Raw genomic sequence first — 26,530 nt, 5'->3', positions numbered from 1 at the left:
GAAGATGTCGCTAGCGCCGCTCGCCCTGTATCCGGTCGATGAAGGCATCCACCGTCATGGTGCCGAGATCCTCGCCACTGCGCGAGCGCACGGCCACCGAGTCGGCTTCGACTTCCTTATCTCCCACCACCAGGAGATAGGGGACCTTCTGCAACGTATGCTCGCGGATTTTAAAGCCGATCTTCTCATTCCTCAAGTCCGCCTTGACTCGCAAGCCTTTTTTCTGCAAGTGCTGTTCGAGGGAAATGGCATAATCGCGCTGCGCATCGGTGATCGTCAACACCACAACCTGTTGCGGCGCCAGCCACAGTGGCATCGCTCCAGCATAGTGCTCAATAAGGATGCCGATAAAGCGCTCCATCGAGCCTACGATGGCTCGGTGCAGCATCACCGGCGAGCGTCGCTCCCCATCCTCGGCCACGTATTGGGCACCGAGACGCTCCGGCATCATGAAATCGACCTGCATGGTGCCTACCTGCCACTCGCGCCCCAGGCAGTCTTTCATGTGGTATTCGATCTTGGGGCCATAGAAGGCGCCCTCACCCGGCAGCTCTTGCCAGTCGACGTCACACGCCCGGAGAGCGCCGCGCAGCGCTTCTTCGGCACGGTCCCAGACCGCGTCATCGCCAAGACGCTTTTCAGGGCGCAGGGCGATCTTCACGGCGATGTCCTCGAAGCCAAAGTCACGGTAGACCTGCAAGGCCTGGCGATGAAAACTGGTGACTTCGGGCTCGACCTGCTCTTCGGTACAGAAGACATGGCCATCGTCCTGGGTGAAGGCCCGCACCCGCATGATGCCATGCAGAGCGCCGGAAGGCTCGTTGCGATGGCAGCCGCCAAACTCGCCATAACGAACCGGCAATTCACGGTAGCTGCGCAGGCCGGAGTTGAAGACCTGCACGTGCCCCGGACAATTCATCGGCTTGAGCGCATATTCACGCTTCTCCGACTCGGTAAAGAACATGCCATCGGCATAGTTGTCCCAGTGGCCGGATTTCTTCCACAGCGACACATCCATCACCTGCGGGCAACGAATCTCCTGATAGCCACCGTCCTTGTACACCTGGCGCATGTACTGCTCGACCACCTGCCACAGCGTCCAGCCACGCGGGTGCCAGAACACCATGCCCGGCGCTTCTTCCTGCATGTGGAAGAAGTCGAGCTTGCGCGCCAACTTGCGATGGTCTCGTTTCTCGGCCTCCTCGAGACGCTTGATATAGGCCTTGAGCTGTTTCTTGTCACCCCAGGCCGTGCCGTAGATGCGCGTCAGCATGGGACGCTCAGCGTCACCACGCCAGTAGGCGCCGGCCAGCTTGGTCAACTTGAAGGCCTTGAGGTGGCGGGTATTGGGGACGTGAGGCCCCCGACACATATCGGTGTATTCCTGGTGGTGATAGAGACGAATCGTCTCCCCTTCCGGAATCTCGCGCACGATCTCCTGCTTGTAGGGCTCGTCGCGATGCAGGAAGGTCAACATGGCACGGTCGCGGTCGACATATTCGCGCACGACATCGTAATCGGTCTCGATCAGCGCCTTCATTCGCGCCTCGATGGCCTCGAGATCCTCAGGCGTGATCGAACGGCCAAAGTCGATATCGTAATAGAACCCGTCCTCGATCACCGGGCCAATGGCCATCTTGGCATCCGGATACAATTGCTTGACCGCATGGCCAATCAGGTGGGCACAGGAGTGACGAATGATATCCAGCCCCTCGGGGTCACGAGCGGTGATGATCGCCACCTTGGCGTCATGGTCGATGATATCCGCTGCGTCCACCAGCTCGCCATCGATGCGGCCGGCCACACAGGCCTTGGCCAGCCCGGCACCAATGCTCTCGGCCAGTTGCATGATGGAAAGGGGTTCGTCGAAGGATCTCTGACTGCCGTCCGGCAGGGTCACGATGGGCATGATGAAGCGATTCCTTGTGCACAGTGGTGATCCATACCAAGGATCACATGTCGCGAGAAGATGGGTTGCCTTGAGCGACATTAGCCTACCAGACGCCCTACCGACAGCGCCATGGGCAGGCCGAACCACCAAAGAAAAAGGCGCCCTAAGGCGCCTTTCCGACTCTATGCGGCGCCCCGACTCAAAGCCGGGGCGCGCAGGGTCGACTACTCAGGAGAGGATCACTCCCACTCGCCAAGCTCGACACGACGGTTCTCGGCACGACCCGCCTTGGTGTCGTTGCTGGCCACCGGCTGCTCTTCACCATAACCGATGGTAGTCATGCGATTGGCGGCGATGCCCTGGCCAGCCAGGAAGCTTGCCACGGAATCGGCACGACGCTGAGACAGGTCCTTGTTGTACTGGGCAGCACCGACGGAGTCGGTGTGGCCTTCGATACGCACACGGACATTCTCGTTGGCGCGCAGCTTGGAAGCCACGTCAGTCAGCACGGACTCGGCGCCCATGGTCAGCTTGGCAGAGTCGAACTCGAAGTTGACGTCCTGCAGCACCAGGTCCTCGACGCAGCCCAGAGCATTGACTTCGGCACCAGCCGGGGTACCCGGGCACTGGTCCTGGTAGTCCGGCACGCCGTCACCATCGGAATCCAGCGGGCAGCCGACGGCGTCAACGGCGACACCGGCCGGGGTACCCGGGCACTGGTCCTTGTCGTCCGGCACGCCATCGCCATCGCTGTCACCGACAGGGGCCGGGCCCTTGTTCGGCTCGGCGCACAGCAGCGCAGCCGTTGCGGCACCGATGGTACCGCCGACATAAGCACCGGTATCCTCGTCGTCGCTATCGGTAGCGCCATAGCCGATACCGGCACCGATCAGGCCACCCGCGACGCTGCACACTGCGGGATGCTTGTACCAGGCACGATCGGACGCAGAGCTGTCGCCCATGCCGGAGGATTGAGACGCCGAACTGGCGCAGCCGGAAAGACCGACCACCAGCGCGGAACCGAGCAACAAGCCAGTCGTTGATTTTTTCATGTAAGACTCCTTCTTGACACAAATCTAGCGGGGCCAGCATAGGGCTTAGCCATCCAGCGAGTCCGATGGTATGGCCAACCGGAGACGGATCTTGTCCGCCCACACCGACCAAGAAAGCACGAAATCGCGATCTCGGCCAATCAACGGCGCGTGATGACCGGGACTCCATCCACTTATCAGTCATCTACGTCGCGATTAGCAGCTTGCCGGAGACTGAGTCACCTTTCAATCGAAAAACGCATGGGAAAGTGTAATACATTGTTTTGTTTAGGTCATTCAAATCAATGCAAAGAATCCGGCCAGCCGCGTCGAAACACCAGGGCGGACGAGGCTGCTTTAATGACCTCATCACGCCACTCGTCCTCCACGTTAATGCGTTCGCGATCTTCCTGAAACCGCGCCTTGGGGGTCAGAGCCTGCCGCGCCGAATGCGTGTGCAAATGGCGAGTACGCTCATGAACCTCGGCAAATGCGCGGAATTCCGGCCGCGAAACCAGTGTTGGATCGAGGATGTCCAGCAACGCTCTGCAGCGCCAGGCGCCTTCGGTAATATCGACCTGCCCCTGCTGCAAGGCATTGGCCACCAGCTCGAGATTCTCCAGGCAGTTGTCGTGTGCCCGACGTAATTCTTCCTCGCGAAATGCTTGCCGACGACGGACTTCCCGCCATAGAACATAGGCGTAAGCGCCAAGGGCTGCCACGATGGCCAGGCCAAGGCCCATCAGGATCAAGGCGGTAGTGGTGGACATTAATCTCGTTTCCTGTCGGCGTATAACTTGGGGCGGGCGGTATTCTATACCGGCCGGGGTAGTCGGCCCAAGTCATCGAGCTCTCCTATCGAGACGCGAGACAAGTCTTCGCATTCGCTGCACAGCGGCGAGCGCTCGGCTAGAATCCCCTTCCGAACGTCGCATCATCAGACGTCTGTCACGATGACCAAGGAGAGATCATGTCCTCGAGCTCCGCTTCTGCGCCTCCTTCCCTCGCTTCACGTATCGGCCTGTGGCTCGGCCCACTCTGGCTGATCTTGACGTGGCTGTTACCCGCCCCGGCCGGCATGACGGACCCCGCCTGGGCCTGTGTCGGACTGGCGCTGCTGATGGCCACTTGGTGGTCGACCGAAGCCATTCCCATTCCTGCCACCTCCCTGTTACCGCTAGTGCTGGTGCCGGCACTCGGCATCGAAGGCATGAGCGACACGGCGGTGAGCTACGCCAACCCCATCATCTATCTCTTCCTGGGGGGCTTTCTGCTGGGCATCGCCATGCAGCGCTGGGACCTGCACCGGCGCATCGCCCTGCATGTTCTGAAGGTCGTGGGACAGCGTCCGCGGCGACAGATCGGCGGTTTCATGATCGCCACCGGCTTTCTCAGCATGTGGGTGTCGAATACCGCCACCGCCATCATGATGCTCCCCATCGGCATGTCGGTGGTCAGCCTGCTCGACGACAGCGATCCCGAGGAATTGCGTCGCTATGCAACCGCTCTGCTGCTGGCCATCGCCTACTCCGCTAGCATCGGCGGCGTTGCCACCTTGATCGGCACGCCTCCCAATGCCTTGCTGGCCGGTTACCTGGCCGACAGTCGCGGCATCGATCTGGGCTTCGCGCAATGGATGCTGGTGGGATTGCCGATCAGTCTCGCCATGATGGTCTGCGCATGGTGGTGGCTGACGCGCCGCGGCTTCGCCCTCGAGACCAGTCAGGATGGCGCCGCCATGGTCGATCGCGAACTGGCGAAGCTCGGCGCCATGTCATCTGCCGAGCGCCGGGTTGGCTTGATTTTCCTGTTGGCCGCCCTGGCCTGGATCGTCCGTCCGCTGCTCAATCAGCATGGGCTCGACTGGCTATCGGATACCGGCATCGCCATCGCTGCCGGCATCCTTTTGTTCCTGCTCCCTTCCGGCAATGAACAAGGCCGCCGCCTGATGCACTGGGAAGATGCCCAGGGCCTGCCATGGGGCATTCTGCTGCTGTTCGGTGGCGGTCTGGCGCTGGCCGGCGCCATCAGCCGCTCGGGGCTCGCCGAATGGATCGCCGAGCGCCTCGGTGTCTTTGGCGTTTTCCCGATACTGGCACTTATCGGCGTCGTGGTTCTGGTGATCATTTTTCTTACTGAGGTGACTTCCAACACCGCCACCGCCGCCGCCTTCCTGCCACTGCTCGGCGCCCTGGCGCTGTCGCTGGATATCTCGCCATTGCTGATCACCGTGCCGGCCGCCATCGCCGCGAGCTGCGCCTTCATGATGCCGGTCGCCACACCTCCCAATGCCATCGTGTTTGCTACCGGGCACATGAAGATCCAGTCGATGATTCGCGCTGGCTTCGTTCTCAACCTGGCCGGCACGGTGCTGGTCACCCTGCTGGCCTATCCGCTGCTGAAGCTGTTCTGGTGATCCCGGCGGCGGTGGATGCCCTCCACCGCCGCCTTTCATAGCCACCAAAGCGTGGCGTAGCTGTCCACCAGCAAAACGACGAAAACACCAAGAATATAGCGAATGGAAAACCAGAAGGCCGCGAGCGGCGCCTTCGGATCCCGCCCCCGCCAGACCTTCCCGTTCCACCACATGAAGCGCACGTTCAGCGCCGTCACGCCCGCCAGGTAAAGCCAGCCGCTCATGCCGATGACAAAGGGCAATAGCGTCACCGCGACCGTCAACCAGCCATAGAGCCATACCTGCAGCCGCGTGAAGGCCTCGCCGTGGGTCACCGGCAGCATCGGGACCCCGGCCCGCTCGTATTCCTCGCGCTTGTGGATGGCCAGGGCCCAGAAATGCGGCGGCGTCCAGGCGAAGACGATCAACACCAGCAGCAGCGGCTCGGGCCCGAGCTGGTCACTCACCGACGTCCAGCCCAGCAGTGGCGGAGCGGCGCCGGCCACGCCACCAATCACGATGTTCTGAGGCGTGGCGCGCTTGAGAAAGGCGGTATAGATCAGGGCATAGCCGATCAATGAGCCGAAGGTGAGCCAGGCCGTCAAGGCGTTTACGCCACTGTACAACACCCCGATCCCCACCACCGACAACAGGCTTGCCCAGCCCAGGGCCAGCGGTATCGACAACCGCCTCGTCGCCAAGGGGCGAGACGCCGTGCGCAGCATCATCGCATCCAGGCGACGGTCCACGACATGATTGAACGCCGCTGCACCGCTGGCGGCGAGTCCGATACCCACCAACCCCAGCACCATCTTGTCCAGCGGTGGCACCGGTCGGGCCAGCAGCATGCCCACCAGGCTGCAGACCAGCATCACCAACACCACACGCGGCTTGCCGAGGGTCGCGAGATCGCGCCATAGCGGCATGGGCGCTTCCTGGGGCATCGACCGGGCGTCATGCATGCATCAGCTCCCTTGCCATCACCGATGGCGATGAACGAGGCACGGCCTGCCCCCATCGCCAGTGCCAGACCGCCAGTAGCGTCGCTACCACCAGCACGGCCGCACCCGCCGTATGCAACAAGGCCAGCCAGAGCGGCAACCAGAACAGAACATTGGCGGCGCCCAGGGCCGCCTGCAGCAGACAAGCACCGCCCATCGCCCCGAGCCAGACCGACATTCCACGATCACGACGGTGACGCAGGCCGAGCCCCAGCAGGCACAGGAACAGCGCCACCCCACCCAAGCGATGTCCGACCTGGATCGCGCTGCGCGCCTCGCCATGCAGTTGTCCATGCAGGTAGTTGGGCCCCACCGTCTGGGTCAGGTGGAAGCCTTCCCCCCAATCCATGCTCGGCCACCACTGGGCATTGCAGGTGGGAAAGCCTTGGCAGGCGAGGCCAGCATAATTGCTCGAGGTCCAGCCACCCAGCCCCAATTGCAGCACCAACAGGCCCAGCGCCAGCCCCCATAACGGGGTCAAACGGCGCGGCCGCTGTCGCGGCATTCCTGGCATCGCCAGGCGTCGACAGCGCAGATACAGCCACAGGAAGCTTCCCATCACCGCCATGCCGCCCAGCAGGTGCAGGGTCACCACCTGGGGCCACAAGCGCAGCGTCACGGTGAACGCTCCGAAGGCACCCTGGACGAGGATCAACATCAGCAGCCCCAGCGAGAGTCGCCATGGATACCCTTCATGATGCCTCAAGCGTCGGCCCAGCATCACCACGGCGATGGCCAGCAATCCCAGCGACGAAGCCAGGTAGCGATGCATCATTTCCATCCACGCCTTGGACACATCAAGCGGAACATCGGGGGAATGCGCCAGCGCGCGCCCCTGGTCCGGCACGACCCATTGCCCATAGCAGCCGGGCCAGTCCGGGCACCCCAGGCCAGCGTCCACCAACCGGGTCCAGGCGCCAGCCAGCACCACCAAGGCAGCAAGCAGCACTCCCAGCAGGCTCAGCCAACGTAGCCCGTTCAACCTGGCCCGGTATTGCCGATCTCGCATATGCATCCGCCAGCCCTCCCATCACTCGTCGTGCAGGCGCGCCAGAGGTGGCTCGGGATTCAGCTTCAGCAAGCGTTCGATGTCCTCCAATACATTCGACGCCTCGACACCCTCGCCGTAGCTCAGCACCGCCCGCCCTTCGGGGTCGATAATCCAGAGAGCGCCGGGTTCCCGCCAGTCCGGCGCAGCTTGCCATGTCACGACCGATTCCCCGGGCAGAGCCTTGCTCTCCGTCCCGCCGATACGCAGCCGACTGACCCGGTGGGCATCACGCCCCAGGGCACGATGCACCCGCCACCAGCGGTCTGCCGATGCGGAGCAATCGCTCGCACAGTCGAAGGCCATCAACCAATCGTCGGCGCCCTCCTTTGCCACCTGGCCCAGCGGCCAGTCGGCCAACTGGGGCAGGTCGGGATGCAAAGAGCCATGGGCGGTACGTTCGTCGGGTATACCCAATCGCCACTCGACCATGCCCCAGGCCATCGCCATGGGCAGACCGAACACGGCGAACAACGCCAGCAGTTTGAGCCGGGAGTGGGCGATACGGGCTTCGGTCATGAGCGAGTCTCCTTGTCATCGGGCGTGTCTCGACGTCGATCGCGGTTCAGCCGACGGGCACCGACAACCATCACTATCAGTGCCGTCAGCGCCAGCCCCCACCATTGAGCGGCATAACCAAGATGGCGCGACGGCGGCAACACATTGGGCTGCCACCAGGAGGTCAAGTGGCCCCCACCTTTCTCCTGATGCAGCCAACCGTCATGGGCAAAACCATCCAGGCCCTCCCAAGCGTCGAGCGCGATGCGCTGCAGACGCTTGCCTTCACGATTAGGCCCGAAGAGCGGTGCCGAATCCCCGGCTACCTGCCAGCGCCCCCCCACCGTGACTCGCCCCTCCGGCGTCGACACCCGTGGCGTGTCGCGACTCGGCCCGGTGGGCAGGAATCCCCGCTCCACCAGCCACAGGCGGCCGTCCTCGCCACGCAGCGGGGTCAAGGCTGCCACGCCGAGTCGGTCGGCATGAATACGGTTGTCGAGAAACAGGGTTTCCTCCACCAGGTACTCTCCCAACACGCTGATCCGTGCACCATTGGGCGGAGTGGACTCGGGAGCCACCAACTGTGGTGCTGCATCGTAACGCGCCAACAACTCGCGCTTGTCGGCGGCACGCTCCCACTGCCATAGTCCGAGTCCGAGCCCGAGAACCACCAGGCAGGCCCAGAATCCGAACCACAGCACCAGGCGACGGCTGGAGCGCCTCCCAGTGGAGACCCTCGTCATGGAGTCCGACATGCTTCTCAAGGTCCTGATTGCCCTCGTATTCGTTGCCATGGTCGCGAGCCTCGCCGCTGGTGCCGGCTTCTTGCTCAAGGATGGTGGCCGTTCGCGGCGCGTGCTCATTTCCCTCAAGCTGCGTGTCGGTCTGGCCGCTCTGCTGCTGGTCCTGCTTCTGTACGGCTTTTATGCCGGTGGCCTCGGTGGCTGAGGCCAATAGCCCCCGGACTCAGAAGACATAGACGAAGGTGAAAAGCCCAATCCACACCACGTCGACGAAGTGCCAGTACCAGGCCGCCGCCTCGAAGCCGAAATGATCGTCCTCGGAGAAATGCCCTTTCCAGACCCGTACCAGAATGGCGATCAGAATCAGGGTGCCAACAATCACATGGGCGCCATGAAAGCCCGTCAGCAGGAAGAAGGTCGCGCCGTAGATGCCCGCCTGCAGGGTGATGCCGTAATGGACATAGGCCTCCCGATACTCGATGCCCTGAATCGCGATGAAGCACAGCCCCAGCAGCACGGTCAGCGTCAACCAGTGGCGCGCCGTAGTGCGCCGTCCTTCCTTCAGGCCCTCGTGCGCCACCGTCAAGGTGATGCTAGAACCCACCAGGATCAGGGTGTTGACCAGCGGCAAGTGCCAGGGGCTGAAAGTCTGGTGCGGCCCCTGAATGGCCGCATCCGGTGGCTCGAGCAACGGCCAGGAGGCCGTGAAGTCAGGCCACAGCAACGCGGCGACTCCCTTGGCCCCTTCGCCATCCAGCCACGGCAACGCAAAGGTGCGGATATAGAACAGCGCGCCGAAGAAAGCGGCGAAGAACATGACCTCTGAGAAGATGAACCAGCCCATCCCCCAGCGGAAGGAACGGTCCATCTGGGCATCGTAGAGCCCTTTGCGGGATTCGTGGATGACATCTCGGAACCACAGCGCCATCACTGCCAGTATCCCGATCAGGCCTATCACCATGACCGGCATCCCCGAATTGCCATGCACCAGCACCATGCCGGTGCCGACCATCATGACCCCCAGCGCCAGGGAACCAAGCGCCGGCCACTTGCTCGATGCGGGTACGTAATAGCTGCCACCACTCATGCGTCACCTCCCTGCACCTGTTTCCCGCTCCCCGGGGACGGTGCCGCGTCCTGCCGATACAAGGTATAGACCAGCGTGACCGTCTGGATGTCGTCCGGCAGGTCGCGCGTCAACTGGAAAACCAGGGGCGCTTCGAAACGCTCGCCCGGTGCCAGGCGTTGATTCTGGAAGCAGAAACACGCCAGCTTGCGAAGATGCAGCGATGCTTCGGAGGGCGTCACGCTGGGCACCGCCCGGGCCACGCTGATCTCATCGCCCAAGTTCTCGAACGTGAACTCGACTTCGGAGCTCTGCCCCGGATGCACGCGAACCTGTCGGGTATGCGCTTCCAGCGCCCATGGCAAGCCGGGGCTGCCTCGGGTGATGAACTGCATGGTCACCATCCGGCCTTCGTCGGCGTCCTCATGAACCAGTGCCTCGGCCTGGTTCGAGGTCTTGCCGTTGAGCCCGGTGACCTGACAAAACACGTCGTACAGCGGCACCAGGGCGAACGCAAAGACGAACATCCCGGCCAGCGCTACCAGGGTCCTGGCCACAGTACGTCTGACGCCCTTGCGTGTGTCGTCGGTACGCTGCTCTGTCATGCCTGCCTCCCGGCTTCGCCATCAATGCCGATGCGGCTCGAAGTGCGGTGGTGTCTCGAAGGTGTGCAACGGTGCCGGGCTGGGAACCGTCCACTCGAGATCCTCGGCACCATCCCAGGCCTTGGCCGGCGCCTTCTCGCCGCCACGCACGCAGAGCACCACCACGACCACGAAGAGCAATTGCGAGGCCCCGAAGATGAACGCCCCGATGCTGGTGACCATGTTGAAGTCGGCGAACTGCAGGGCGTAATCCGGAATTCGCCTAGGCATGCCGGCGAGTCCGGCAAAGTGCATGGGGAAGAAGGTCAGGTTCACCCCGATCACCGACAGCCAGAAATGCCACTGCGAAAGCCGTGTATGCGGGTAGTGGCCGGTCCACTTGGGCAACCAGTAGTAGACAGCCGCCATGATGGCGAACACGGCCCCGGGCACCAGCACATAATGGAAGTGCGCGACCACGAAATAGGTGTCGTGGTACTGGAAATCCGCCGGCGAGATGGCCAGCATCAGGCCTGAAAAGCCTCCGATGGTGAACAGCACCACAAAGGCCAGGGCAAACAGCATCGGCGGCTCAAAGGTGAGAGAACCGCGGAACAGGGTGGTGATCCAGTTGAAGACCTTCACCCCGGTAGGCACCGCGATCAACATGGTGCTGTACATGAAGAAAAGCTCCGCCACCAGAGGCAGGCCGACGACGAACATATGGTGAGCCCAGACCAGAAACGAGAGGATCGCGATGGAAGCCGTGGCATAGACCATGGAGGCGTAACCGAACAGGCGCTTGCGGGCGAAAGTCGGAATGATCACCGAGACGATGCCGAAGGCCGGCAGGATCATGATGTAGACCTCGGGATGCCCGAAGAACCAGAACAGATGCTGGAAGAGCACGGGATCCCCGCCGCCGGCGGCATTGAAGAAGCTAGTGCCGAAATTGATGTCCAGCAGCATCATGGTGATCACCCCGGCCAGTACAGGCATCACGGCAATCAGCAGGAAAGCGGTGATCAACCAGGTCCAGACGAACAGCGGCATGTCCATCATGCGCATGCCCGGAGCCCGCAGGTTGAGAATGGTCGCGATGATGTTGATCGCGCCGAGGATCGAACTGATGCCCGCCAGGTGCAGCGAGAAGATGAAGAAGGTCGTGGACGGCGGCGCATAGGTCGTCGAAAGCGGCGCATAGAAGGTCCAGCCAAAATTGGGAGCGCCCCCCGGCATCACCAGGGTGGAAAGCAGCAACGCGAAGGCCACCGGCAGCAGCCAGAAACTGAAGTTGTTGAGGCGTGGCAATGCCATGTCGGGAGCGCCGATCTGCAGCGGTACCATCCAGTTCGCCAGGCCAACAAACGCCGGCATGACAGCACCGAACACCATGATCAGACCGTGCATGGTAGTCATCTGGTTGAAGAACTCGGGCTCCACCAACTGCAGGCCCGGCTGGAACAGCTCCGCCCGAACCACCATGGCGAAGATGCCGCCGATAAAGAACATCGTCAGCGAGAAGATCAGATACAGGGTACCGATCTCCTTGTGGTTGGTGGTCAGCAACCAGCGCTTCAGGCCTCTTGGCCCGTAATGATGATGCTCATCCACCGCCATGCCGCCGGCATCGGCCTGATTCTGCTGGGCGGTGGGTCTGGGAGGCAGGTGCGAAGCCATGATCTATCCCCCTCGGTATCCGTCGTCGAAAAGCGCCGTGCCTTACTCGTCGTCCAGTAACTCGGCAATATCGGCCGGCTGTATGGCATCGCCGGTCTCATTGCCCCAGGCGTTGCGCTCATAGGTAATCACTGCGGCCAGTTCCACTGGATTCAGTGTGCTACGGAAGGCCGGCATCGCCGTGCCGGACACGCCGTTGACCACGGTGTCGATGTGATAGTCCGGGTCGTCCAATATCGCTTGATTGCCGGCCAATGCCGGGAAGGCCGGCGGACTGCCCGAACCATCGGGCTGGTGGCAGGAAGCGCAAATACTGCTGTAGACCTGCTCGCCGCGCTCCATCAATTCATCCAGTTCCCACTCGCGATCCACACCCAGCGCCTCCTGGGCGGCAGCTTCCTTGCGTTCGGCCAACCAGGCATCGAAGCGTTCTGGCTCCACGGCCTCCACCACCACTGGCATGAAGGCATGGTCGCGCCCGCACAGCTCGGCGCACTGGCCACGATAGATGCCCGGCTCGTTGATGCGCACCCAGTTCTCATTGACGAAGCCCGGTACGGCATCCTGCTTGACGGCCAGGTCCGGCACCCACCAGGAGTGGATGACGTCATCCGAGGTCATCAGCAGGCGCACCTTGCGATCCACAGGCAGCACCAGGGGTTCATCGACCTCGAGCAGGTAGTTCTCGCCCTTCGCACTCTCCCCGCTGACCTGGGAACGCGATGTCGCCATATTGGAGGTGAAAGCGACCTCCTCGCCGAGATAGGAATAGCGCCAGCGCCACTGCTGACCGGTGATCATGACATCCAGGTCGGCCTCGGAGGCGTCGTACATCGTCTTGAGCGTCGCGGTGGCGGGAATCGCCATGGCCACCAGAATCAAGATCGGGATCAGAGTCCAGATGACTTCCACGGTGGTATGCTCATGAAAGTTAGCGGCCTTGGCGCCACGCGAGCGTCGATAGCGAAACAGCGAGTAGAACATCGCACCGAATACGACGATGCCAATGACAACGCATATCCAGAAAATGATCATGTGCAGGGAATGAATCTCGCGGCTGACATCGGTGACGCCGACCGGCATGTTCCAGCCATTGGCCAGCACACTCCCCGACAGCCCCGAGCAGGCGACCAATCCCGCTGTCCGCACGATCCGTTTGCGCATCGCCTCCTCCTGAACATTGTTGTTGTATTAGCCGCTACTTGATCGAGTATAGAAGAGCCTCGACATTCGTCACGGTCTGACCGGGCGTGGGTTCATAAACGCCACTCTCAACGATCAGCAGCCAGGAGCAGTAGGAAAGCGCTGAATAAATCATCGAGCGTCGTGAAGGCGAGGCCCGTTCCCGACGGGCCATCGCATTCCCCACGTCTCTGTGGGTCACGCAAGGCGACAAGATCAAAAAAAACGATAGATAACAAGAGGCTAGGAAAGCTTTCGAGCATCGCGTAACGTAGCCGATTTGCATGCGCAGGTATTGATGCAGTGTTTCCTCAGCGTGCGGCCAGTGACGCCACCAAGGCAATCAGCAGCACCAGCCCAGCTCCCATCAGAATGCCGGCAATGATGAAGTGCGAAGCCCGCCCACGAGAAAAGTCTTCGTATCGGCGGCTCTCCTTCTGCACCCCGAAGAAGGCCGCCAGAACCGACTTGATCACTCGCCACATTGCCCTTCTCCTTCGACGCGACCTCTTCCTTGACCCTAGACCATGCGCGCGCCGACCTCCTGATATTGTCAGAACGGAAGGCGTCAACTCAGCCCAAGAAGCCGTGTGATCAGCGGCAGGAGGAAGGCAGTCAGCAGGCCCGTCAGCCCCATCGACAACCCCGAAAAGGCCCCCGCCACTGCCCCCAGGCGGGCGAAGGAATGAGCCGTACCGAACCCATGGGCCGACAACCCCATGGTGAAGCCTTGCACCGCCGGATCGGTAATTTTCAACAGGCGGAAGATCGCGGGACCAAGGGCGCAACCGATGGAGCCCGTCAGCAGAACCAGCCCCGCCGCCAGCGAGGGAATTCCCCCGATCTGCTCGGCGATGCCCATGGCGATGGGAGAGGTAACCGACCGCGGCGCCAACGATAGCAAGGTTTCCTGGCGCACCCCGAACAGCAGCGCCAGGCCGATGGTGCTGGTCACCGCGGTCAGGATACCCGCGACACAGGCCAGCAGCAGCGGCACCAGCAAGCGGCGGACGCGCTCGCGATGATCATAGAGTGGAATCGCCAGGGCGACCGTTGCCGGCCCCAGCAGAAAGTGGATGAACTGCGCCCCCTCGAAATAGGTCGCGTAATCCATGTCAACCAGCAACAGAAAGCCGATCAGGATGGCGATGGAAAGGGTAACCGGATGCAGCAACGGCGTGCCGCCCAGAGCGCGATTGAGACGTACCGCCACCATGAAAGCCAGCAGTGTCGCCAGCAACGACAGCAAGGGGTTACCGGAAAGATAAACCCACAACTGATCAAGAGCCGCCACATTCATGCGCCACCCTCGCCGTTAGCTTGGCGCTCACCTCGTCGTTGCAGGCGCGACAACACCCAGGCCGTTACCGCCAGGGTCACGGCCGTGGAGCCCACCAGTGTCACCACAATCGGCAACAAGTCGGCACCGATCAGGGCGCCATGAACCATCAAGCCGACACCAGCCGGCACGAACAGCAGCGTCAGGTAACGCAGTAGGCCCTCGCCGGTCATCCTGAGGCTCGACGGCACCTTACCCCGCACTACCAAGGCCACCAGCAGGATCACCATGCCAATCACCGGGCCAGGAACCGGCAACGTCAGCCCCCGTGTCACCAGCTCGCCCAGCATCTGGCATGCCAACAGCATGCTCATCCCCATGATCAATGGCATCTCGTCCCCCGATTCATCTCATCGCCCTTTTCGACATGCGGTATTGTGGCAAAGTCCAGCAACCGGGCACCATCCCGGCTTCATTGGCCAAGCAATTGAAACAAAAGCGCAAAAGGGGCTTTTCATTTTCTCACGAACGCGCTAGTATACGCCTCGTTCTCGGGGAGGCCTAAGACGCAAAAGGGTCGACCGGGAATGGAGTCGGAGCGTGGCGCAGCTTGGTAGCGCGTTGCAATGGGGTTGCAAAGGTCGCTGGTTCGAATCCAGTCGCTCCGACCAGAAACATCAAGAGAAACCGCCACTCACGGGTCATGCCGGGTGGCGGTTTTTCGTTGTGTTCAAAAAAATTGCCCACATCACGTCCGCGCCGAGAGGCCGCCCTAGCCTGAGCGGGGTAACGCCTCCCCACTATTCAGCGGTGAGCAGCATCTTGATGGCTTTTTCAGACGCTGCTCGCGAGAACACGTCATAGGCCTGCTCGATGTCGTCGAGCGCAAATCGATGGGTGACCAACCCCTCGGCATCGATGCCGCCGGATTCCAGGAAACGCATCAGCACAGGGATGGTATTGGTATTCACCAGTCCCGTACGGATGGTGACGTTCTTTATCCAAAGATCCTCGAGATGAAACTCGACACTGTGGCCATGGACTCCCATGTTGGCGAGGCGGCCACCGGGGCGCAGGATTCGCTGACACACATCGAAGGTCTCCGGGATACCCACCGCTTCCATGGCAACATCCACACCCTCGCCGCCGGTCATCTCCAGCACGGTTTCCACGGGGTCAACGGCGATGGTATCGGTAGCCCCGAATTGGCGTGCCACGGCCAGGCGGTTCTCGTCGGGATCGACCACGATGATGCGTGCCGGCGAATAGAAGCGAGACGTCAGCAAAGCAGCCAGACCTATGGGGCCTGCCCCGATGATGGCGATAGTATCCCCCAGGTGAACCTCGCCATTGAGCGCACCGATTTCATGTCCGGTGGGCAGGATATCACTCAGCATGAGCGCCGCCGCAGGCTCGAGTCCGGGCGGTAAGCGATAGAGACTATTGTCGGCATGTGGAATGCGGACATATTCGGCCTGCGTGCCATCGATCAGATGGCCGAGGATCCAGCCCCCATCACGACAGTGGGAATACATTGCCTGTTTGCAATAGTCGCAACGACCGCAGGACGTGATACAGGAAATGAGAACCTGATCACCTTTCTTCAGGTTGGACACGCCCTCGCCTATTTCTTCGATGACACCGATACCTTCGTGCCCCAGGGTCCTGCCGGACTCCACAGCAGGTACATCCCCTTTCAGGATATGCAGGTCTGTACCGCAGATCGTGGTATGGGTAATCCTTACCACTGCATCGGTAGGAACCTCGATCTCCGGCTTCGGCCTGTCTATCCAGGCACGCTGACCTACCCCTTCATATACAAGCGCTTTCATCGTTGTCGTACTCCACGAGAGTCACTACCCACGGGACCATACTAAATTAGCTGCTATGCTTAGCCCGGCCGACCGAGAAGCCTCTTCTCGCAGCTACGCCTCATGATAGGCAAAAGCAGCATAGCAGATGCCTGAACCTGCAACATGATCAAGGTCAAGGCTCTGATGGCAGAAGGTAATGCCCGACCAGTCCATTTAGACGTATGATGACTGCGGGTTGCAGGGCCTCTGACGGGACAACTCAAGGCGGCAATGCTTTTGGAGGGCATTGATGTCGATTCGCAATCTTGATGCATTGTTCTCACCCTCCACGATTGCCTTGATCGGTGCCAGCAATCGCCCTGGATCGGTGGGGGCCGTGCTGGCTAGAAATCTCTACGGAGCAGGCTTTGCAGGTCCGATTCTCACCGTAAATCCCAGGGAACGAGCTATCCGCTCGACCCTGAACTACCAAACAATAAGCGAACTACCGCTAGCCCCCGACCTGGCGATCATTGCCACCCCTGCCGCTACCGTGCCGGAGTTGATTCATGAGCTCGGTACGCGAGGCTGTCGCGCCGCGGTCGTGATTTCGGCAGGCTTTGGCGAGGGCGAGAATGAAGATGGCGATGCACTGAAGAAAGCAATGCTGGAGGCCGCCAAGCCTTTTCTAATGAGAATTGTCGGTCCCAATTGTCTGGGCATTCTGTCACCACACGTGGGCATCAATGCCAGCTTTGCGCATCTCACCCCAGCGAAAGGCGATATCGCTTTCGTCACCCAATCGGGTGCGGTGGCGACATCGATCCTCGATTGGGCCTCGGCCCGCGGTATCGGCTTCTCTCATGTCGCCTCTCTCGGCTCAATGAGCGATGTCGACTTCGGCGATATGCTCGATTATCTGGCACTCGATCCCAAGACACATTCCATTCTGCTCTACGCCGAAGCTGTTACTGAAGCACGCAAGTTTCTCTCGGCAGCCCGGATGGCGTCACGCAACAAGCCTGTCGTGGTCGTCAAGGCGGGGCGCAGCAGTGCCGGAGCCAAAGCCGCGCTGTCGCATACCGGAGCGCTTGCCGGCGCCGATGCCGTCTACGACGCAGCCTTCCGTCGCGCGGGAATGTTGCGAGTCCACACACTCGATGAGCTCTTTCAAGCGGCAGGAACACTGGCGACCGGCATTCGCGTCAAGGGGGATCGACTTGCCATCCTCACCAACGGTGGAGGAGTCGGCGTTCTCGCTGTCGATGAGCTGGCCGACATGCACGGTCAATTAGCCGAGCTTTCCGAGGCGACGTTGAAGCGCCTGGATGCCTTGCTGCCGAAGGACTGGTCACACGCGAACCCCGTGGACATCCTCGGTGATGCGCCGGGACAACGTTACGCGGGAGCACTCGATGCACTGCTCGATGAACCCGATATCGACGCCATCTTTGTCATGAACTGTCCCGTGGCGGTCGCCGATAGTCTGGATGCCGCCCAGGCTGTCGTCGATACGCTTGGTTCGCGACGACCTCCCGTGCTGACTTGCTGGCTGGGTGAAAAATCACCTACCGAGGCGCGTCGTTTGTTTGCCTCCCGGCGAATCCCAACCTACGAGACCCCGGAACAGGCCATCCGAGCTCTTCGACACTTATCCAGTTATTGGCGAAATCAACAGTCGTTGATGGAAACACCGCCGGCGGTTTCCGATGCCATCACGATCGATCAGGCCAAGGCGGAGTCGATCATCGACGGAGTCCTGGAAGATGGCCGCAGCGTCCTGACGGAACCCGAGGCCACCGCGATACTCGCCGCTTACGGTATTCCGACGGCCCCGGCCATTACGGCACGGACACCAGAAGAAGCCAGCCTGGCGGCGCAGCAATTGGGCTTTCCGGTCGTGGTGAAGATCCTGTCCCGCGATATTTCCCACAAGTCCGATGTGGGCGGAGTGCAGTTGAATCTGGCCTCCCCCGGTGCCGTGCTCCAGGCAGCCGAGGACATGATCGCCAGCATCCAGCGCATCGCCCCCCAAGCGCGCATCGATGGCTTCAACGTACAGTCGATGATTCACCGTCCGGACGCGCATGAACTGATCGTGGGCGTCGCCGAAGACAGTGTGTTCGGGCCGCTCATCCTGTTCGGACAAGGCGGAACGGCTGTCGAGGTCATCGGTGATCGCGTTGTCGGCTTACCGCCGCTCAACCAGCTGCTGGCGCGCGAGATGATTCAGGAATCGCGGATCTCACGCCTGCTACGTGGCTATCGGGATCGTCCGGCGGCCGACCTCGAGGCGATCACATTGACGCTCATCAAGCTGTCTCATCTGGTATGTGGGCTAGCACGGGTCGTCGAGCTGGACATCAATCCGCTTCTCGCCGATCCCTCTGGGGTCATTGCCCTGGATGCCCGTATTGTCGTCCGGGCCGAGCGCGCCCATCGACGCCCACTTGCCATTCGCCCCTACCCATATCAGCTGGAACAAGAAATCGAGACTCAGCGTGGCGGGCGCTACGCCTTGCGGCCTATTCGGCCCGAGGATGAAAACGCTCTGGTCGATATGCTTCGTCGATCATCCAAGGAGGATGTACGACTACGCTTCTTCAACACCATCCAGAACTTCGACCATGCCTTTGCGGCCCGCCTGACCCAGATCGACTATGACAGAGAGATGGCTTTTGTCGTGATGCCACCTGATGAAGCAAGTATCGTCGGAGTCGTTCGCCTGTTAGCCACCCCCGACAAGGAAGATGCCGAGTTGGCCATTATGGTGCGCAGTGACATGAAAGGGAGTGGTCTGGGCTATTGCCTGATGGAGAAGATCCTTGACTATGCCCGCAGTACAGGTATCCGGCATGTCTTTGCCGATGTGCTGCGTGAAAATCATCGGATGGTCAAAATGGCCGAGGAGCTGGGCTTTGCGATCGAGCCAAAGGACAACTCCAGCGATCCCCTCATGGTCACCATGACGCTGGATCTCGCCGAATAAAACTCATCCATACAACCTGGCGACTCTCCCGATAGACTCCCGGCCGGAATCGTATAGACCCGGCATATTGATGAGTGCATCACTCGAATGCTGTCTCGGGACTGGCGCCAGAAAGGCCACATTTTCACCACGCTATAGGGAAGTAGCCATGAGGATACTCGTGACGGGAGCCGCCGGGTCCGGCACTTCAACACTGGGGAAATTGTTAGCGACCCGACTTGGCGCCGTGTTCCAGGAGGCTGACGACATCTACTGGCTCGACACGACTCCCCCTTTTCAACAAAAACGCTCGAAGGAAAAACGTCGTGAAATGTTGAGCAAGATCATTCGAGGGACCAATGTTCTTGTCGTAGCTGGATCGGTCATGTCCTGGGGAACAGACATCGAAGATGCCTTTGATGCAATCGTCTTTCTCACCGCTCCTGTCCGAACCCGCCTGGAGCGCATCAAGCGCCGAGACATCCAGCAATTCGGAGCTGTCGATCCAGCATTTCTCGAATGGGCCGCCCAGTATGATGACGGTGGAATGGGGGGAAGGAGCCTGGCTAGGCACAACGCCTGGCTGGCCGAACGCTCATGCCCAGTTCTAGCAATCGAGTCTACACAGGAACCTGACATGCTTGCCCAGAAAGTCTGCGACTCGCTGGATATAGCTCGTTAGACAACCATGACGGGGCGCTCCCTGCCTGATATCGTCTCTCACGCCAACACATTTGTTGAGAAAAGCATGAAGCATAGTCAGGCACTATGCTGAGCGTGACAAGGGCAACTGGGCAAGAGCAATGAGTGAAGCACGACCACCCCGGAATTCCAGCTCCAAGACACCAGGCGGCCGTCTCGAGCGGCGATTCGAATATACCCTCTGGCAATCGCGACTCATGGTGCTACTGGCAGTGATTCCCTCACTGATCGGAGCCTTGGTACTGTTTGTCATTGCCAGTCTGGACATACTCTCACTGGTCGTCGAAGCTTGGCGCCACTACCTTGAAGGAGGATCCGATGTTCATCATAAGAGCATCGTCACCAACATCATCGTGGCTGTCGACATATACCTGATCGCTCTGGTATTGATGATCTTCGGAATCGGGGTCTACAAGCTATTCGTGTCGCCCATCGATCCAGTCGAGGAACGCTCTCCCTCCCATCCTTTCAACGTACAGTCTTTGGACCAGCTCAAGGACAAGATCACCCGGGTGGTAATTCTGGCAGTGATCATCGAGTTCTTCCGGGCCGTGGTCGGGATTCAGTTCACGTCCCCTCTCGATGCCATATATCTGGCGCTTTCCGTACTCGCGCTCGCCCTTACACTCTACCTGATGGCGCTGGTACACACAAGGCTGAATAGGCTCCCGCGGCCTCAGCAGTGAGGCCCGGCGTCGGGTGTTCCCCAACGCCGGAGCGGATCGAACGTTGCTGGCAATAAGTGACACCCCAAGGACAGGATACGTCGTGCTACTGATGACGCCCGTCGAAGGTCAGCAACGCCCTTTCTTCGCCTGACCAGGAGGACAGAAGCCTCGGCCATGGCCGCGGTCATGGTGGTGGCCGCCATCCCCGATCTCTATCAGGGGTTCCGGGGTGAGGCGGGCCGGCTGATAGCTGCAGCCCGCCAGGCCAGCAATGACGATGGCGCCAAATAATAGTGACAGTACGCGCATAGGAGTCTCCAAAAGAGAATGATGCCCCTATGGTAGCAAGTCGACAGGCTCATGCCCTGTGGCAAGATAGCGACACCTATCGCCACTTCTGCCATGCATGCCACAGGACGAGCACCAGGCTACAGGCCAGCGCCGGGGCGGCAACGTCCAGCACCGAGCCCAGCCCCCAGCCATGCCGCAGCCCTGCCCACCAAGGCAGAGTGGCCAGGTTCATGTCGGCGAATTCGGGAAGCCGCAATGCCTCATACTCGTTCTGGGCGATTTCCCTGCCGAGAAACACCATCACGGCCGCCACTCCCGCTCCCCTGAGCCCCAGGAAAAACGCCAGCCCAAGCTGCACGACGACGGCGATCCACATGTGTTCGACGAGTGTCATATCCATTCCATGATTCCTTCTGTCGTTCCATGATCCCGTCGGCCGAATGACCACTCCAGGGCATGATGGACGATAAGCCCGCGATTACCCGCGTCCGTCCAACTCGCCATTCTCATCGAGCCGTCTAGCTGGTCCATGTGCCCCCTCTGGCTGGACATATACGGCTAAGTACGCTCAGTGTGCCCGGGTCAGCGACGACGCGTTCAACAGGCGATGCAGCACCGCCATCACCACCAGGGTGACGACCAGCGCCACACTCATCGAACTGAAGCGGTACAGGGCATCGTAGAAGAAGTCCTGGTTGGGTCCCAGATATTGGCCATAGAGGATGCCCAGCGTCGTCAAGCCGCCGAAGCCGACACCCGAGCCCCCACCTTCGAGCAAGTGTACCCGGGCGAAGAGCATCAGGCCGATCCAGTAACTGACCAACACCAACAACAGGTGATCGCTCTGGGTGAACAGCAAGAGCTGCAGGATGAGCGCCAGATTGCAGCCCAGCAAAGTGCCCACGGCCCGCTTGACGGCAGAGACCCGCGCACCGTGATAACCCAGCGAGAACAGGATCAGGATAGTCGCCATCTGCGCCGACAGGGAGTCACGCAGATCGAGCGTCTGGAACACCATGAAGGAGAGCGTTGCCGTGATGGCACCGATCAGCGTCTGGTGGCGCACCAGAGCCGCCGACTTCTCGACCACCGCCGGCCGTTGCCGCGGAGCAACGTCGGGGAACACCCAGTACATCACGGCGGCAATCAGCACAGCCAGTATGCTGGCTACCAAGTTGCTGGCCAGCAGATCGGCAAGGTCGAGCGTCGGATAACTGGCGAAATGCATCAGCACGCTCAGGGTCAGCACCCCGTTGGCGCCGAATACGAACAGCGGCCCCTTGGCCATCAGCCGGAAACGCGCATAGAACAGCAGGAACACGATCCCGGTCATGACCACGGGCATATGCTGCGTCAGCCCGACCACCAGGCTAACTTCGACCACGTTGAGACAGGCATTGCCGAGGAACTGGCGCACGACATGTGCATTGAACACCGGAATGATGCCCAGCATGAACATGGGGAAGACGGTGAAGAAGACCCCATAGTTCCAGTCCATCAGATGGCTGATCACAAAGCCGATGCCACCGCCACAGGCGATGCGCAGGCATTGACGCAGGTCATTGGCGCTAAAGCGCGATTCGCCCTGTTCGATGCCCGGCCCATCGCCGCGATGCGGCATCACCAGCCCCACCGAGCGGGCCAGCAGGCGACGCACGCCATGGCCGAGTCCCGTAAGGGTCGTACCTGGCCGCGGCTCAGTAGACATAATGCAACCAGGCCAAAAGGTGAATCTGCAGCCCGCCAAACAGGCTCGCCAGGGGATTGGCCTCGGGCAACAGCTGTACCGTGGCCCTGGCACCACTGACCGGTAGGGGCTCGGGCGGGTCTTCGACCTCCAGATGCAGACGCACTCGCTGGGCATCACGCACCCAGCGATCCGTAGTGGGCATATCCGCCAGGCTGCCATCGGCCGCGAGCTGTCCTGCTTTCACCCCTGCATCCCTGGACGCCACCCGCGCCGTGAAGACCTTGCCCGGCAAGGCATCGAACACCACCCGCGCCGGTTCGCCTTCCCACACATGGCGCAGGCTCTTCTCGCGGAGATCGGCGACCAGGTCGAGCTGCTCCCCCACCAGCGCCAGCGCCGGCTGCCCCTGGGTGACATAATCGCCTTCACGCAGCTGCAGGTTGGACACCACCCCGCCCCTTTCGGCACGCACCAGGGTACGCGACAAATCAAGTTCAGCCTGCTCGATGGCATTATCCGCCTGGCGCAGTTGCAGGTTCCCCTCGCCACGGTCACCGAGCTGCACCGTCAGATAACGGATGCGGGCCTGCGCCGCCTTTACCGAGGCCCGGGCTTCGCGCTCGTCGGCGGCGATCTGATCGAACTCCTGGCGCGAAATGCCATGTCGATCAAGCAGCGACTCGGCGCGTTGGCGCTCGGATGTCAACTCCTCGGCGGTCGACCGGGCCGACTCCAGGTTGGCCCGGGCTTCGGCAAGATCGGCCTCGATCAAGGCATTGTCGCGACTGGCCGCTTCTCGCGCCAGGCGCGCCTCATGCAGCGCCAGCTCATAAGGGTCGCGATCGATCCCGAACAGCACATCGCCCTGTTCGACACGCTGGTTGTTCTCCACGGCCACGGCCCGGACGCGCCCTCCCACCTCGGGAGCGACCTGCACCACCGGACGCAATACCCGAGCTTCCGGGGTCATCGGCATATAGGTGTCGGCAAGCACGAAATAGACGAACAGCACGCAGAAGGCCACGACCGCGGCGCGGACCCAGCGCGCAAAACGCTGATCTGGAGACATCAATGGATTCCTGTAAGCACTAACTACCCCGGTCGGCCGAAGCCACCGGTAATTTGAAGGGCGGTAATGCTAGCAGATTTATTAGCCTGCTAAAAACGTCTTTGCCATCGATATCGTCGCGAAACAGTATTCGGCAGCGTTCGTGTCCTTTAAGATCGACGCTATACGCCTTGTCTCGCCCCACCGGGGCCGTCTTCAGGAGATTCTCATGAAACTCACGAAATTCTCACTGTTCGCCTCGATCATCCTGGCGACCGTGCTGTTGAACGGCTGCACCACCTACTCCTGGCCGGATGGCAGCCGCGAGACGGTGTGGGGCGTCCCCGCCGAAGACGAGACCAAGACCGAGCAGGAACGCCAGCAGGAACAGCCGCGTTATCGCGTGCCCGGTGAGGTGCCTGAAAGCCGTTGAGGTTGAGACGGTTGAGACGGTTGAGACAAGAGAGCCGGAGCTCTCCAGCTCAACAGGATGTCACGCAGCGTTCAGCCGCTCGGCGATACGCTGCGCCAGGGCATCGTGATCCTCGGCGAAACGGCGAATGCCCTCGGCCAGCTTGTCATTGGCCATGGCGTCAGCGTTGTGCGCCCAACGGAACCACGGCTCGTCGATCGGCGTCGGGCGCTCACCGGCCTCGCCATCCATCATGACCGCCGGTTTCACCTCGCCCTCGCTCGAGGCCAGTTCCTCGAGCAACGCCGGCGAGATGGTCAGACGCGGGCAACCGGCCAGTGCCAGTACCTGGTCGACGGTGCGGAAACTCGCCCCCATCACCACGGTATCGAAGCCCCCTTCCACCACGCGGCGACAGACGCCGCGCACGAACCGTACGCCGGGATCCTCCTCGGGGCCATAGTCGCGCCCGGTTGCCTGCTTGTACCAGTCAGTAACACGACCCACGAAGGGCGAGACGAGCGTCACGCCGGCATCGAAGCAGGCCCGCGCCTGAGCATCGCTGAACAGCAAGGTCAGGTTGCAGTTGATGCCCTCCCGCTCCAGGCGCTCGGCGGCACGAATGCCTTCCCAGGTCGAGGCCAGCTTGATCAGGATGCGCTCACGGCCCACGCTGCGCTCATCGTAGGCTTCGATCAACTCATGCGCCTTGCGCACGCTCGCCTCGGTATCGAAGGACAACGCAGCGGGCACCTCGGTGGAAACGCGACCGGGGATCAGTCTGGCGATCTCGCAGCCCTTGGCGACGGCAAGCCGATCCACCGCCCGCTCCACGGCCGCGTCGTCACGGCCCTCGATGGCAGCCAGCTCCTCATCGATCAACGACTGGTAGGCGTCCATGTCGAACGCCTTGAGCAACAGTGAGGGATTGGTGGTGGCATCATGGGGGCGGTAGCGACGAATCGCCTCGAGGTCGCCGGTATCGGCCACCACCAGAGAGTGTTCTTTCAGGGCATCGAGTCGCGAGGTCATGTCGGTCCTCCTCATGAGGTATCGGGAATCAGGGAGTGGCGGGAATGCCATGGTGCCGCTGCAGGGCCTCGCGGTAGCGATCATACGCTTGATGATAGGCCTCGACGTTCGCCGGCCGCGGCTCGGCGGCTGCCGCCGGATCGAGGTGCACCAGCCGCTCGCACAGGGAGGCGAGACTGGTCGTCTGCCGTCGATCGCACCAGGCCGCCTGCAATGCCGCCCCCAGCGCCGCCGCGTCGGTCACCTGCGGACAGACCACCGGCGTGCCCGTCACATCGGCGACGATCTGTCGCCACACGGAGCTCCGTGCGCCACCGCCGATCAGGCGGATCTGACTGGCCCCCGCCGCCAGCTTGCCGAGCCGCTCGAGGCCATAGCGCATACCGAAGGTGGCGCTCTCGACCACTGCCCGACAGAGGTTGGCCGGCGTGGTATTGACGCTGGTCAACCCCAGGAAACTGGCCGACGCCTGGGGCAACGGCGGCACCCGTTCGCCGTTGAAGAACGGCAGGGTCGTCACGCCTTCGGCGCCGATCGGCGCCCGATGGAGCTGGTCATTGAACCCCGCCAGGTCGAGCCCGAAGAGTTCGCGCACCCGATTGGTCGCCGAGGTCACGTTCATGGTGCAGATCAACGGCAACCAGCCACCGCTGCTGGCACAGAAATTGGCCACCATGGCGTCTTCCACGGGCACGGGTTCATCCGAATAAGCGCATACCGTACCGGACGTGCCCAGGCTCAGGGTCACCAGGCCCGGGGCGATATTGCCGGTGCCGATGGCGCCGAGCATGTTATCGCCTCCCCCGCTGGCCACCAGCACGCCCTCGGAAAGCCCCAGTTCGCGGGCCAATGCCGGGCGCACCACGCCGGCCGGCTCGTCGGACTCGATCAGCCGCGGCAGCACTCGCTCGGCATCGAGCTCCGGGGCGATCTCGGCGAAGACGTCATGCCGCCAGCAACGCCGATGAGTATCGAAATAGCCGGTCCCCGAGGCATCCCCCGCCTCGGCCACCCGTTCACCGGTGAGCCAGAAGTTGAGATAGTCATGGGGCAACAACAGAGTGGCGATGCGCCGATAGACCTCCGGCCGGGTTTCGCGCAGCCAGGCCACCTTGGAGGCGGTATAGCCGGTCTGCAGCACCAGACCGAGTTTCTCCAGGCAACCGGGCTCGCCACCGAGCCTCTCAATCAGGGCATCATTCTGAGCGGCGGTTTCGGTGTCGCACCACAGTTTGGCCGGATACAACGGCTCACCGGCCTCGTCGAGCGCCACCATGCCGTGCTGCTGCCCGGAAACGCCGATGGCGCGAACGTCACGGGGATCAATGCGCGCCTCGGCCACGGCGGCCTGAAAGGCGCCGCGGAAGGCGACGACCCAGTCCTCGGGACGCTGCTCACGGCGACCGTGCTCGCCCTCGTCGAGTCGATGGGGGCGGCTTGCCTCGCCGAGCAGGCGCCCGGCCTCCACGTCCACCACCACTACCTTGGTACTCTGGGTACCGCAATCTACACCGATGTACATCCCGTT

At 61.6% G+C, this 26,530-nt stretch carries 27 protein-coding genes and 1 tRNA gene; 7 read left to right on the top strand and 21 right to left on the bottom strand.

Going from position 1 to position 26,530, the window contains the following annotated elements; genetic code table 11:
• Nucleotides 1-10: 10 nt before the first annotated feature.
• The 3 genes from thrS to FZZ93_RS04875 form a co-directional block, all read right to left on the bottom strand.
• Nucleotides 11-1,909 carry a threonine--tRNA ligase gene (gene thrS / locus FZZ93_RS04885; RefSeq protein WP_149321205.1) on the bottom strand — a complete coding sequence of 633 codons (1,899 nt, stop codon included), beginning with the start codon at nucleotides 1,907-1,909 and terminating at the stop codon, nucleotides 11-13.
• A gap of 221 nt (nucleotides 1,910-2,130) precedes the next feature.
• A complete protein-coding gene (locus FZZ93_RS04880) occupies nucleotides 2,131-2,943 on the bottom strand; it encodes an OmpA family protein (RefSeq protein WP_149321204.1) in 813 nt (270 codons plus the stop codon).
• Between the two features lie 281 nt (nucleotides 2,944-3,224).
• Nucleotides 3,225-3,692: a DUF2489 domain-containing protein gene (locus tag FZZ93_RS04875; protein WP_149321203.1), complete on the bottom strand. Its 468-nt coding sequence runs from the start codon at nucleotides 3,690-3,692 to the stop codon at nucleotides 3,225-3,227.
• Nucleotides 3,693-3,892: 200 nt separating this feature from the next.
• On the opposite strand from FZZ93_RS04875, the gene FZZ93_RS04870 reads away from it, so the two are divergent.
• Nucleotides 3,893-5,338: an SLC13 family permease gene (locus FZZ93_RS04870; protein ID WP_149321202.1), complete on the top strand. Its 1,446-nt coding sequence runs from the start codon at nucleotides 3,893-3,895 to the stop codon at nucleotides 5,336-5,338.
• Between the two features lie 35 nt (nucleotides 5,339-5,373).
• On the opposite strand, the gene cyoE is transcribed toward FZZ93_RS04870, so the two are convergent.
• Genes cyoE through FZZ93_RS04850 form a run of 4 tightly spaced genes read right to left on the bottom strand, consistent with a single transcriptional unit; the run spans nucleotide 5,374 to nucleotide 8,619 of the window.
• The gene (gene cyoE / locus FZZ93_RS04865) at nucleotides 5,374-6,279 is read right to left on the bottom strand and encodes a heme o synthase (protein ID WP_149321201.1); all 906 of its coding nucleotides are present in this window, start codon (nucleotides 6,277-6,279) and stop codon (nucleotides 5,374-5,376) included.
• Nucleotides 6,272-7,333 (bottom strand): COX15/CtaA family protein, encoded by a 1,062-nt coding sequence (locus tag FZZ93_RS04860; RefSeq protein WP_149321200.1) that lies wholly within the window; start codon nucleotides 7,331-7,333, stop codon nucleotides 6,272-6,274. The genes cyoE and FZZ93_RS04860 overlap by 8 nt, the downstream gene beginning before the upstream one ends.
• 15 nt (nucleotides 7,334-7,348) lie before the next feature.
• Nucleotides 7,349-7,885, bottom strand: coding sequence for a glycoside hydrolase family 3 protein (locus FZZ93_RS04855; protein ID WP_149321199.1), 537 nt, complete (start codon nucleotides 7,883-7,885; stop codon nucleotides 7,349-7,351).
• The gene (locus tag FZZ93_RS04850; RefSeq protein WP_149321198.1) at nucleotides 7,882-8,619 is read right to left on the bottom strand and encodes an SURF1 family protein; all 738 of its coding nucleotides are present in this window, start codon (nucleotides 8,617-8,619) and stop codon (nucleotides 7,882-7,884) included. The genes FZZ93_RS04855 and FZZ93_RS04850 overlap by 4 nt, the downstream gene beginning before the upstream one ends.
• Between FZZ93_RS04850 and FZZ93_RS04845 the strand changes: the two genes are divergently transcribed.
• Entirely contained in the window at nucleotides 8,618-8,812 is a 195-nt protein-coding gene (locus FZZ93_RS04845) for a DUF2909 domain-containing protein (protein ID WP_149321197.1), read from the top strand. The genes FZZ93_RS04850 and FZZ93_RS04845 overlap by 2 nt on opposite strands.
• A gap of 18 nt (nucleotides 8,813-8,830) precedes the next feature.
• Here FZZ93_RS04845 and FZZ93_RS04840 read toward each other — a convergent pair whose 3' ends face one another.
• The 7 genes from FZZ93_RS04840 to FZZ93_RS04810 form a co-directional block, all read right to left on the bottom strand.
• Entirely contained in the window at nucleotides 8,831-9,694 is an 864-nt protein-coding gene (locus FZZ93_RS04840; RefSeq protein ID WP_149321196.1) for a cytochrome c oxidase subunit 3, read from the bottom strand.
• Nucleotides 9,691-10,278 (bottom strand): cytochrome c oxidase assembly protein, encoded by a 588-nt coding sequence (locus FZZ93_RS04835; protein WP_149321195.1) that lies wholly within the window; start codon nucleotides 10,276-10,278, stop codon nucleotides 9,691-9,693. The genes FZZ93_RS04840 and FZZ93_RS04835 overlap by 4 nt, the downstream gene beginning before the upstream one ends.
• Before the next feature lie 21 nt (nucleotides 10,279-10,299).
• A complete protein-coding gene (ctaD, locus tag FZZ93_RS04830) occupies nucleotides 10,300-11,937 on the bottom strand; it encodes a cytochrome c oxidase subunit I (RefSeq protein WP_149321194.1) in 1,638 nt (545 codons plus the stop codon).
• Between the two features lie 42 nt (nucleotides 11,938-11,979).
• The gene (gene coxB / locus FZZ93_RS04825; protein ID WP_149321193.1) at nucleotides 11,980-13,101 is read right to left on the bottom strand and encodes a cytochrome c oxidase subunit II; all 1,122 of its coding nucleotides are present in this window, start codon (nucleotides 13,099-13,101) and stop codon (nucleotides 11,980-11,982) included.
• A 329-nt stretch (nucleotides 13,102-13,430) separates the two neighbouring features.
• Nucleotides 13,431-13,604 carry a DUF2970 domain-containing protein gene (locus FZZ93_RS04820; RefSeq protein ID WP_149321192.1) on the bottom strand — a complete coding sequence of 58 codons (174 nt, stop codon included), beginning with the start codon at nucleotides 13,602-13,604 and terminating at the stop codon, nucleotides 13,431-13,433.
• An 83-nt stretch (nucleotides 13,605-13,687) separates the two neighbouring features.
• A complete protein-coding gene (locus FZZ93_RS04815; protein ID WP_149321191.1) occupies nucleotides 13,688-14,419 on the bottom strand; it encodes an LrgB family protein in 732 nt (243 codons plus the stop codon).
• Nucleotides 14,416-14,790, bottom strand: a complete 375-nt coding sequence (locus FZZ93_RS04810; RefSeq protein WP_149321190.1) for a CidA/LrgA family protein — start codon at nucleotides 14,788-14,790, stop codon at nucleotides 14,416-14,418. The genes FZZ93_RS04815 and FZZ93_RS04810 overlap by 4 nt, the downstream gene beginning before the upstream one ends.
• Before the next feature lie 202 nt (nucleotides 14,791-14,992).
• On the opposite strand from FZZ93_RS04810, the gene FZZ93_RS04805 reads away from it, so the two are divergent.
• A tRNA-Pro gene (locus FZZ93_RS04805) sits at nucleotides 14,993-15,069 on the top strand.
• A gap of 129 nt (nucleotides 15,070-15,198) precedes the next feature.
• On the opposite strand, the gene FZZ93_RS04800 is transcribed toward FZZ93_RS04805, so the two are convergent.
• Nucleotides 15,199-16,230, bottom strand: a complete 1,032-nt coding sequence (locus FZZ93_RS04800) for a zinc-dependent alcohol dehydrogenase family protein (protein ID WP_149321189.1) — start codon at nucleotides 16,228-16,230, stop codon at nucleotides 15,199-15,201.
• A gap of 271 nt (nucleotides 16,231-16,501) precedes the next feature.
• On the opposite strand from FZZ93_RS04800, the gene FZZ93_RS04795 reads away from it, so the two are divergent.
• The 3 genes from FZZ93_RS04795 (at nucleotide 16,502) to FZZ93_RS04785 (ending at nucleotide 20,547) form a co-directional block, all read left to right on the top strand.
• Nucleotides 16,502-19,180 (top strand): bifunctional acetate--CoA ligase family protein/GNAT family N-acetyltransferase, encoded by a 2,679-nt coding sequence (locus FZZ93_RS04795; protein WP_149321188.1) that lies wholly within the window; start codon nucleotides 16,502-16,504, stop codon nucleotides 19,178-19,180.
• Between the two features lie 148 nt (nucleotides 19,181-19,328).
• The gene (locus tag FZZ93_RS04790; protein ID WP_149321187.1) at nucleotides 19,329-19,841 is read left to right on the top strand and encodes an AAA family ATPase; all 513 of its coding nucleotides are present in this window, start codon (nucleotides 19,329-19,331) and stop codon (nucleotides 19,839-19,841) included.
• Between the two features lie 121 nt (nucleotides 19,842-19,962).
• Nucleotides 19,963-20,547, top strand: coding sequence for a YqhA family protein (locus FZZ93_RS04785; protein WP_149321186.1), 585 nt, complete (start codon nucleotides 19,963-19,965; stop codon nucleotides 20,545-20,547).
• Between the two features lie 108 nt (nucleotides 20,548-20,655).
• Here FZZ93_RS04785 and FZZ93_RS04780 read toward each other — a convergent pair whose 3' ends face one another.
• From FZZ93_RS04780 to FZZ93_RS04765, 4 genes are all read right to left on the bottom strand, one after another.
• The gene (locus tag FZZ93_RS04780; RefSeq protein WP_149321185.1) at nucleotides 20,656-20,838 is read right to left on the bottom strand and encodes a hypothetical protein; all 183 of its coding nucleotides are present in this window, start codon (nucleotides 20,836-20,838) and stop codon (nucleotides 20,656-20,658) included.
• Nucleotides 20,839-20,914: 76 nt separating this feature from the next.
• Entirely contained in the window at nucleotides 20,915-21,220 is a 306-nt protein-coding gene (locus tag FZZ93_RS04775; RefSeq protein ID WP_149321184.1) for a hypothetical protein, read from the bottom strand.
• A 168-nt stretch (nucleotides 21,221-21,388) separates the two neighbouring features.
• Complete coding sequence (locus FZZ93_RS04770) at nucleotides 21,389-22,528, bottom strand: DUF2955 domain-containing protein (RefSeq protein WP_149321183.1); 1,140 nt, start codon at nucleotides 22,526-22,528, stop codon at nucleotides 21,389-21,391.
• Complete coding sequence (locus FZZ93_RS04765; protein WP_149321182.1) at nucleotides 22,518-23,579, bottom strand: HlyD family secretion protein; 1,062 nt, start codon at nucleotides 23,577-23,579, stop codon at nucleotides 22,518-22,520. The genes FZZ93_RS04770 and FZZ93_RS04765 overlap by 11 nt, the downstream gene beginning before the upstream one ends.
• Nucleotides 23,580-23,787: 208 nt before the next feature.
• Here FZZ93_RS04765 and FZZ93_RS04760 point away from each other — a divergent pair, with 208 nt between their 5' ends.
• Nucleotides 23,788-23,991, top strand: coding sequence for a hypothetical protein (locus FZZ93_RS04760; RefSeq protein WP_149321181.1), 204 nt, complete (start codon nucleotides 23,788-23,790; stop codon nucleotides 23,989-23,991).
• 60 nt (nucleotides 23,992-24,051) lie between these two features.
• Here the strand turns inward: FZZ93_RS04760 and FZZ93_RS04755 are convergent, their stop codons facing one another.
• Both FZZ93_RS04755 and xylB read right to left on the bottom strand, forming a co-directional pair.
• A complete protein-coding gene (locus FZZ93_RS04755; RefSeq protein ID WP_149321180.1) occupies nucleotides 24,052-25,002 on the bottom strand; it encodes a transaldolase in 951 nt (316 codons plus the stop codon).
• 28 nt (nucleotides 25,003-25,030) lie between these two features.
• Nucleotides 25,031-26,524 carry a xylulokinase gene (gene xylB, locus FZZ93_RS04750; protein WP_149321179.1) on the bottom strand — a complete coding sequence of 498 codons (1,494 nt, stop codon included), beginning with the start codon at nucleotides 26,522-26,524 and terminating at the stop codon, nucleotides 25,031-25,033.
• Between the last annotated feature and the right edge of the window lie 6 nt (nucleotides 26,525-26,530).

It is taken from the genome of Halomonas eurihalina, from assembly GCF_008274785.1.
In the GTDB taxonomy this organism is placed as follows: Bacteria; Pseudomonadota; Gammaproteobacteria; order Pseudomonadales; family Halomonadaceae; genus Halomonas; species Halomonas eurihalina.
The sequence above is the reverse complement of the archived record's forward strand: the minus strand, read 5'-3'. Positions and strand labels throughout refer to the sequence as shown.

Coding starts and splice junctions, on each gene's coding strand:
- FZZ93_RS04810 (WP_149321190.1), bottom strand. CDS start 14,790: ATGCCATTGATCATGGGGATGAGCATGCTGTTGGCATGCCAGATGCTG.
- FZZ93_RS04785 (WP_149321186.1), top strand. CDS start 19,963: ATGAGTGAAGCACGACCACCCCGGAATTCCAGCTCCAAGACACCAGGC.
- FZZ93_RS04755 (WP_149321180.1), bottom strand. CDS start 25,002: ATGACCTCGCGACTCGATGCCCTGAAAGAACACTCTCTGGTGGTGGCC.
- FZZ93_RS04815 (WP_149321191.1), bottom strand. CDS start 14,419: ATGAATGTGGCGGCTCTTGATCAGTTGTGGGTTTATCTTTCCGGTAAC.
- FZZ93_RS04870 (WP_149321202.1), top strand. CDS start 3,893: ATGTCCTCGAGCTCCGCTTCTGCGCCTCCTTCCCTCGCTTCACGTATC.
- cyoE (WP_149321201.1), bottom strand. CDS start 6,279: ATGCATGACGCCCGGTCGATGCCCCAGGAAGCGCCCATGCCGCTATGG.
- FZZ93_RS04790 (WP_149321187.1), top strand. CDS start 19,329: ATGAGGATACTCGTGACGGGAGCCGCCGGGTCCGGCACTTCAACACTG.
- FZZ93_RS04840 (WP_149321196.1), bottom strand. CDS start 9,694: ATGAGTGGTGGCAGCTATTACGTACCCGCATCGAGCAAGTGGCCGGCG.
- ctaD (WP_149321194.1), bottom strand. CDS start 11,937: ATGGCTTCGCACCTGCCTCCCAGACCCACCGCCCAGCAGAATCAGGCC.
- thrS (WP_149321205.1), bottom strand. CDS start 1,909: ATGCCCATCGTGACCCTGCCGGACGGCAGTCAGAGATCCTTCGACGAA.
- FZZ93_RS04880 (WP_149321204.1), bottom strand. CDS start 2,943: ATGAAAAAATCAACGACTGGCTTGTTGCTCGGTTCCGCGCTGGTGGTC.
- FZZ93_RS04780 (WP_149321185.1), bottom strand. CDS start 20,838: ATGCGCGTACTGTCACTATTATTTGGCGCCATCGTCATTGCTGGCCTG.
- FZZ93_RS04835 (WP_149321195.1), bottom strand. CDS start 10,278: ATGACAGAGCAGCGTACCGACGACACACGCAAGGGCGTCAGACGTACT.
- FZZ93_RS04770 (WP_149321183.1), bottom strand. CDS start 22,528: ATGTCTACTGAGCCGCGGCCAGGTACGACCCTTACGGGACTCGGCCAT.
- FZZ93_RS04845 (WP_149321197.1), top strand. CDS start 8,618: ATGCTTCTCAAGGTCCTGATTGCCCTCGTATTCGTTGCCATGGTCGCG.
- coxB (WP_149321193.1), bottom strand. CDS start 13,101: ATGCGCAAACGGATCGTGCGGACAGCGGGATTGGTCGCCTGCTCGGGG.
- FZZ93_RS04850 (WP_149321198.1), bottom strand. CDS start 8,619: ATGTCGGACTCCATGACGAGGGTCTCCACTGGGAGGCGCTCCAGCCGT.
- FZZ93_RS04820 (WP_149321192.1), bottom strand. CDS start 13,604: ATGTGGCGAGTGATCAAGTCGGTTCTGGCGGCCTTCTTCGGGGTGCAG.
- FZZ93_RS04760 (WP_149321181.1), top strand. CDS start 23,788: ATGAAACTCACGAAATTCTCACTGTTCGCCTCGATCATCCTGGCGACC.
- xylB (WP_149321179.1), bottom strand. CDS start 26,524: ATGTACATCGGTGTAGATTGCGGTACCCAGAGTACCAAGGTAGTGGTG.
- FZZ93_RS04795 (WP_149321188.1), top strand. CDS start 16,502: ATGTCGATTCGCAATCTTGATGCATTGTTCTCACCCTCCACGATTGCC.
- FZZ93_RS04765 (WP_149321182.1), bottom strand. CDS start 23,579: ATGTCTCCAGATCAGCGTTTTGCGCGCTGGGTCCGCGCCGCGGTCGTG.
- FZZ93_RS04855 (WP_149321199.1), bottom strand. CDS start 7,885: ATGACCGAAGCCCGTATCGCCCACTCCCGGCTCAAACTGCTGGCGTTG.
- FZZ93_RS04775 (WP_149321184.1), bottom strand. CDS start 21,220: ATGGATATGACACTCGTCGAACACATGTGGATCGCCGTCGTCGTGCAG.
- FZZ93_RS04800 (WP_149321189.1), bottom strand. CDS start 16,230: ATGAAAGCGCTTGTATATGAAGGGGTAGGTCAGCGTGCCTGGATAGAC.
- FZZ93_RS04860 (WP_149321200.1), bottom strand. CDS start 7,333: ATGCATATGCGAGATCGGCAATACCGGGCCAGGTTGAACGGGCTACGT.
- FZZ93_RS04875 (WP_149321203.1), bottom strand. CDS start 3,692: ATGTCCACCACTACCGCCTTGATCCTGATGGGCCTTGGCCTGGCCATC.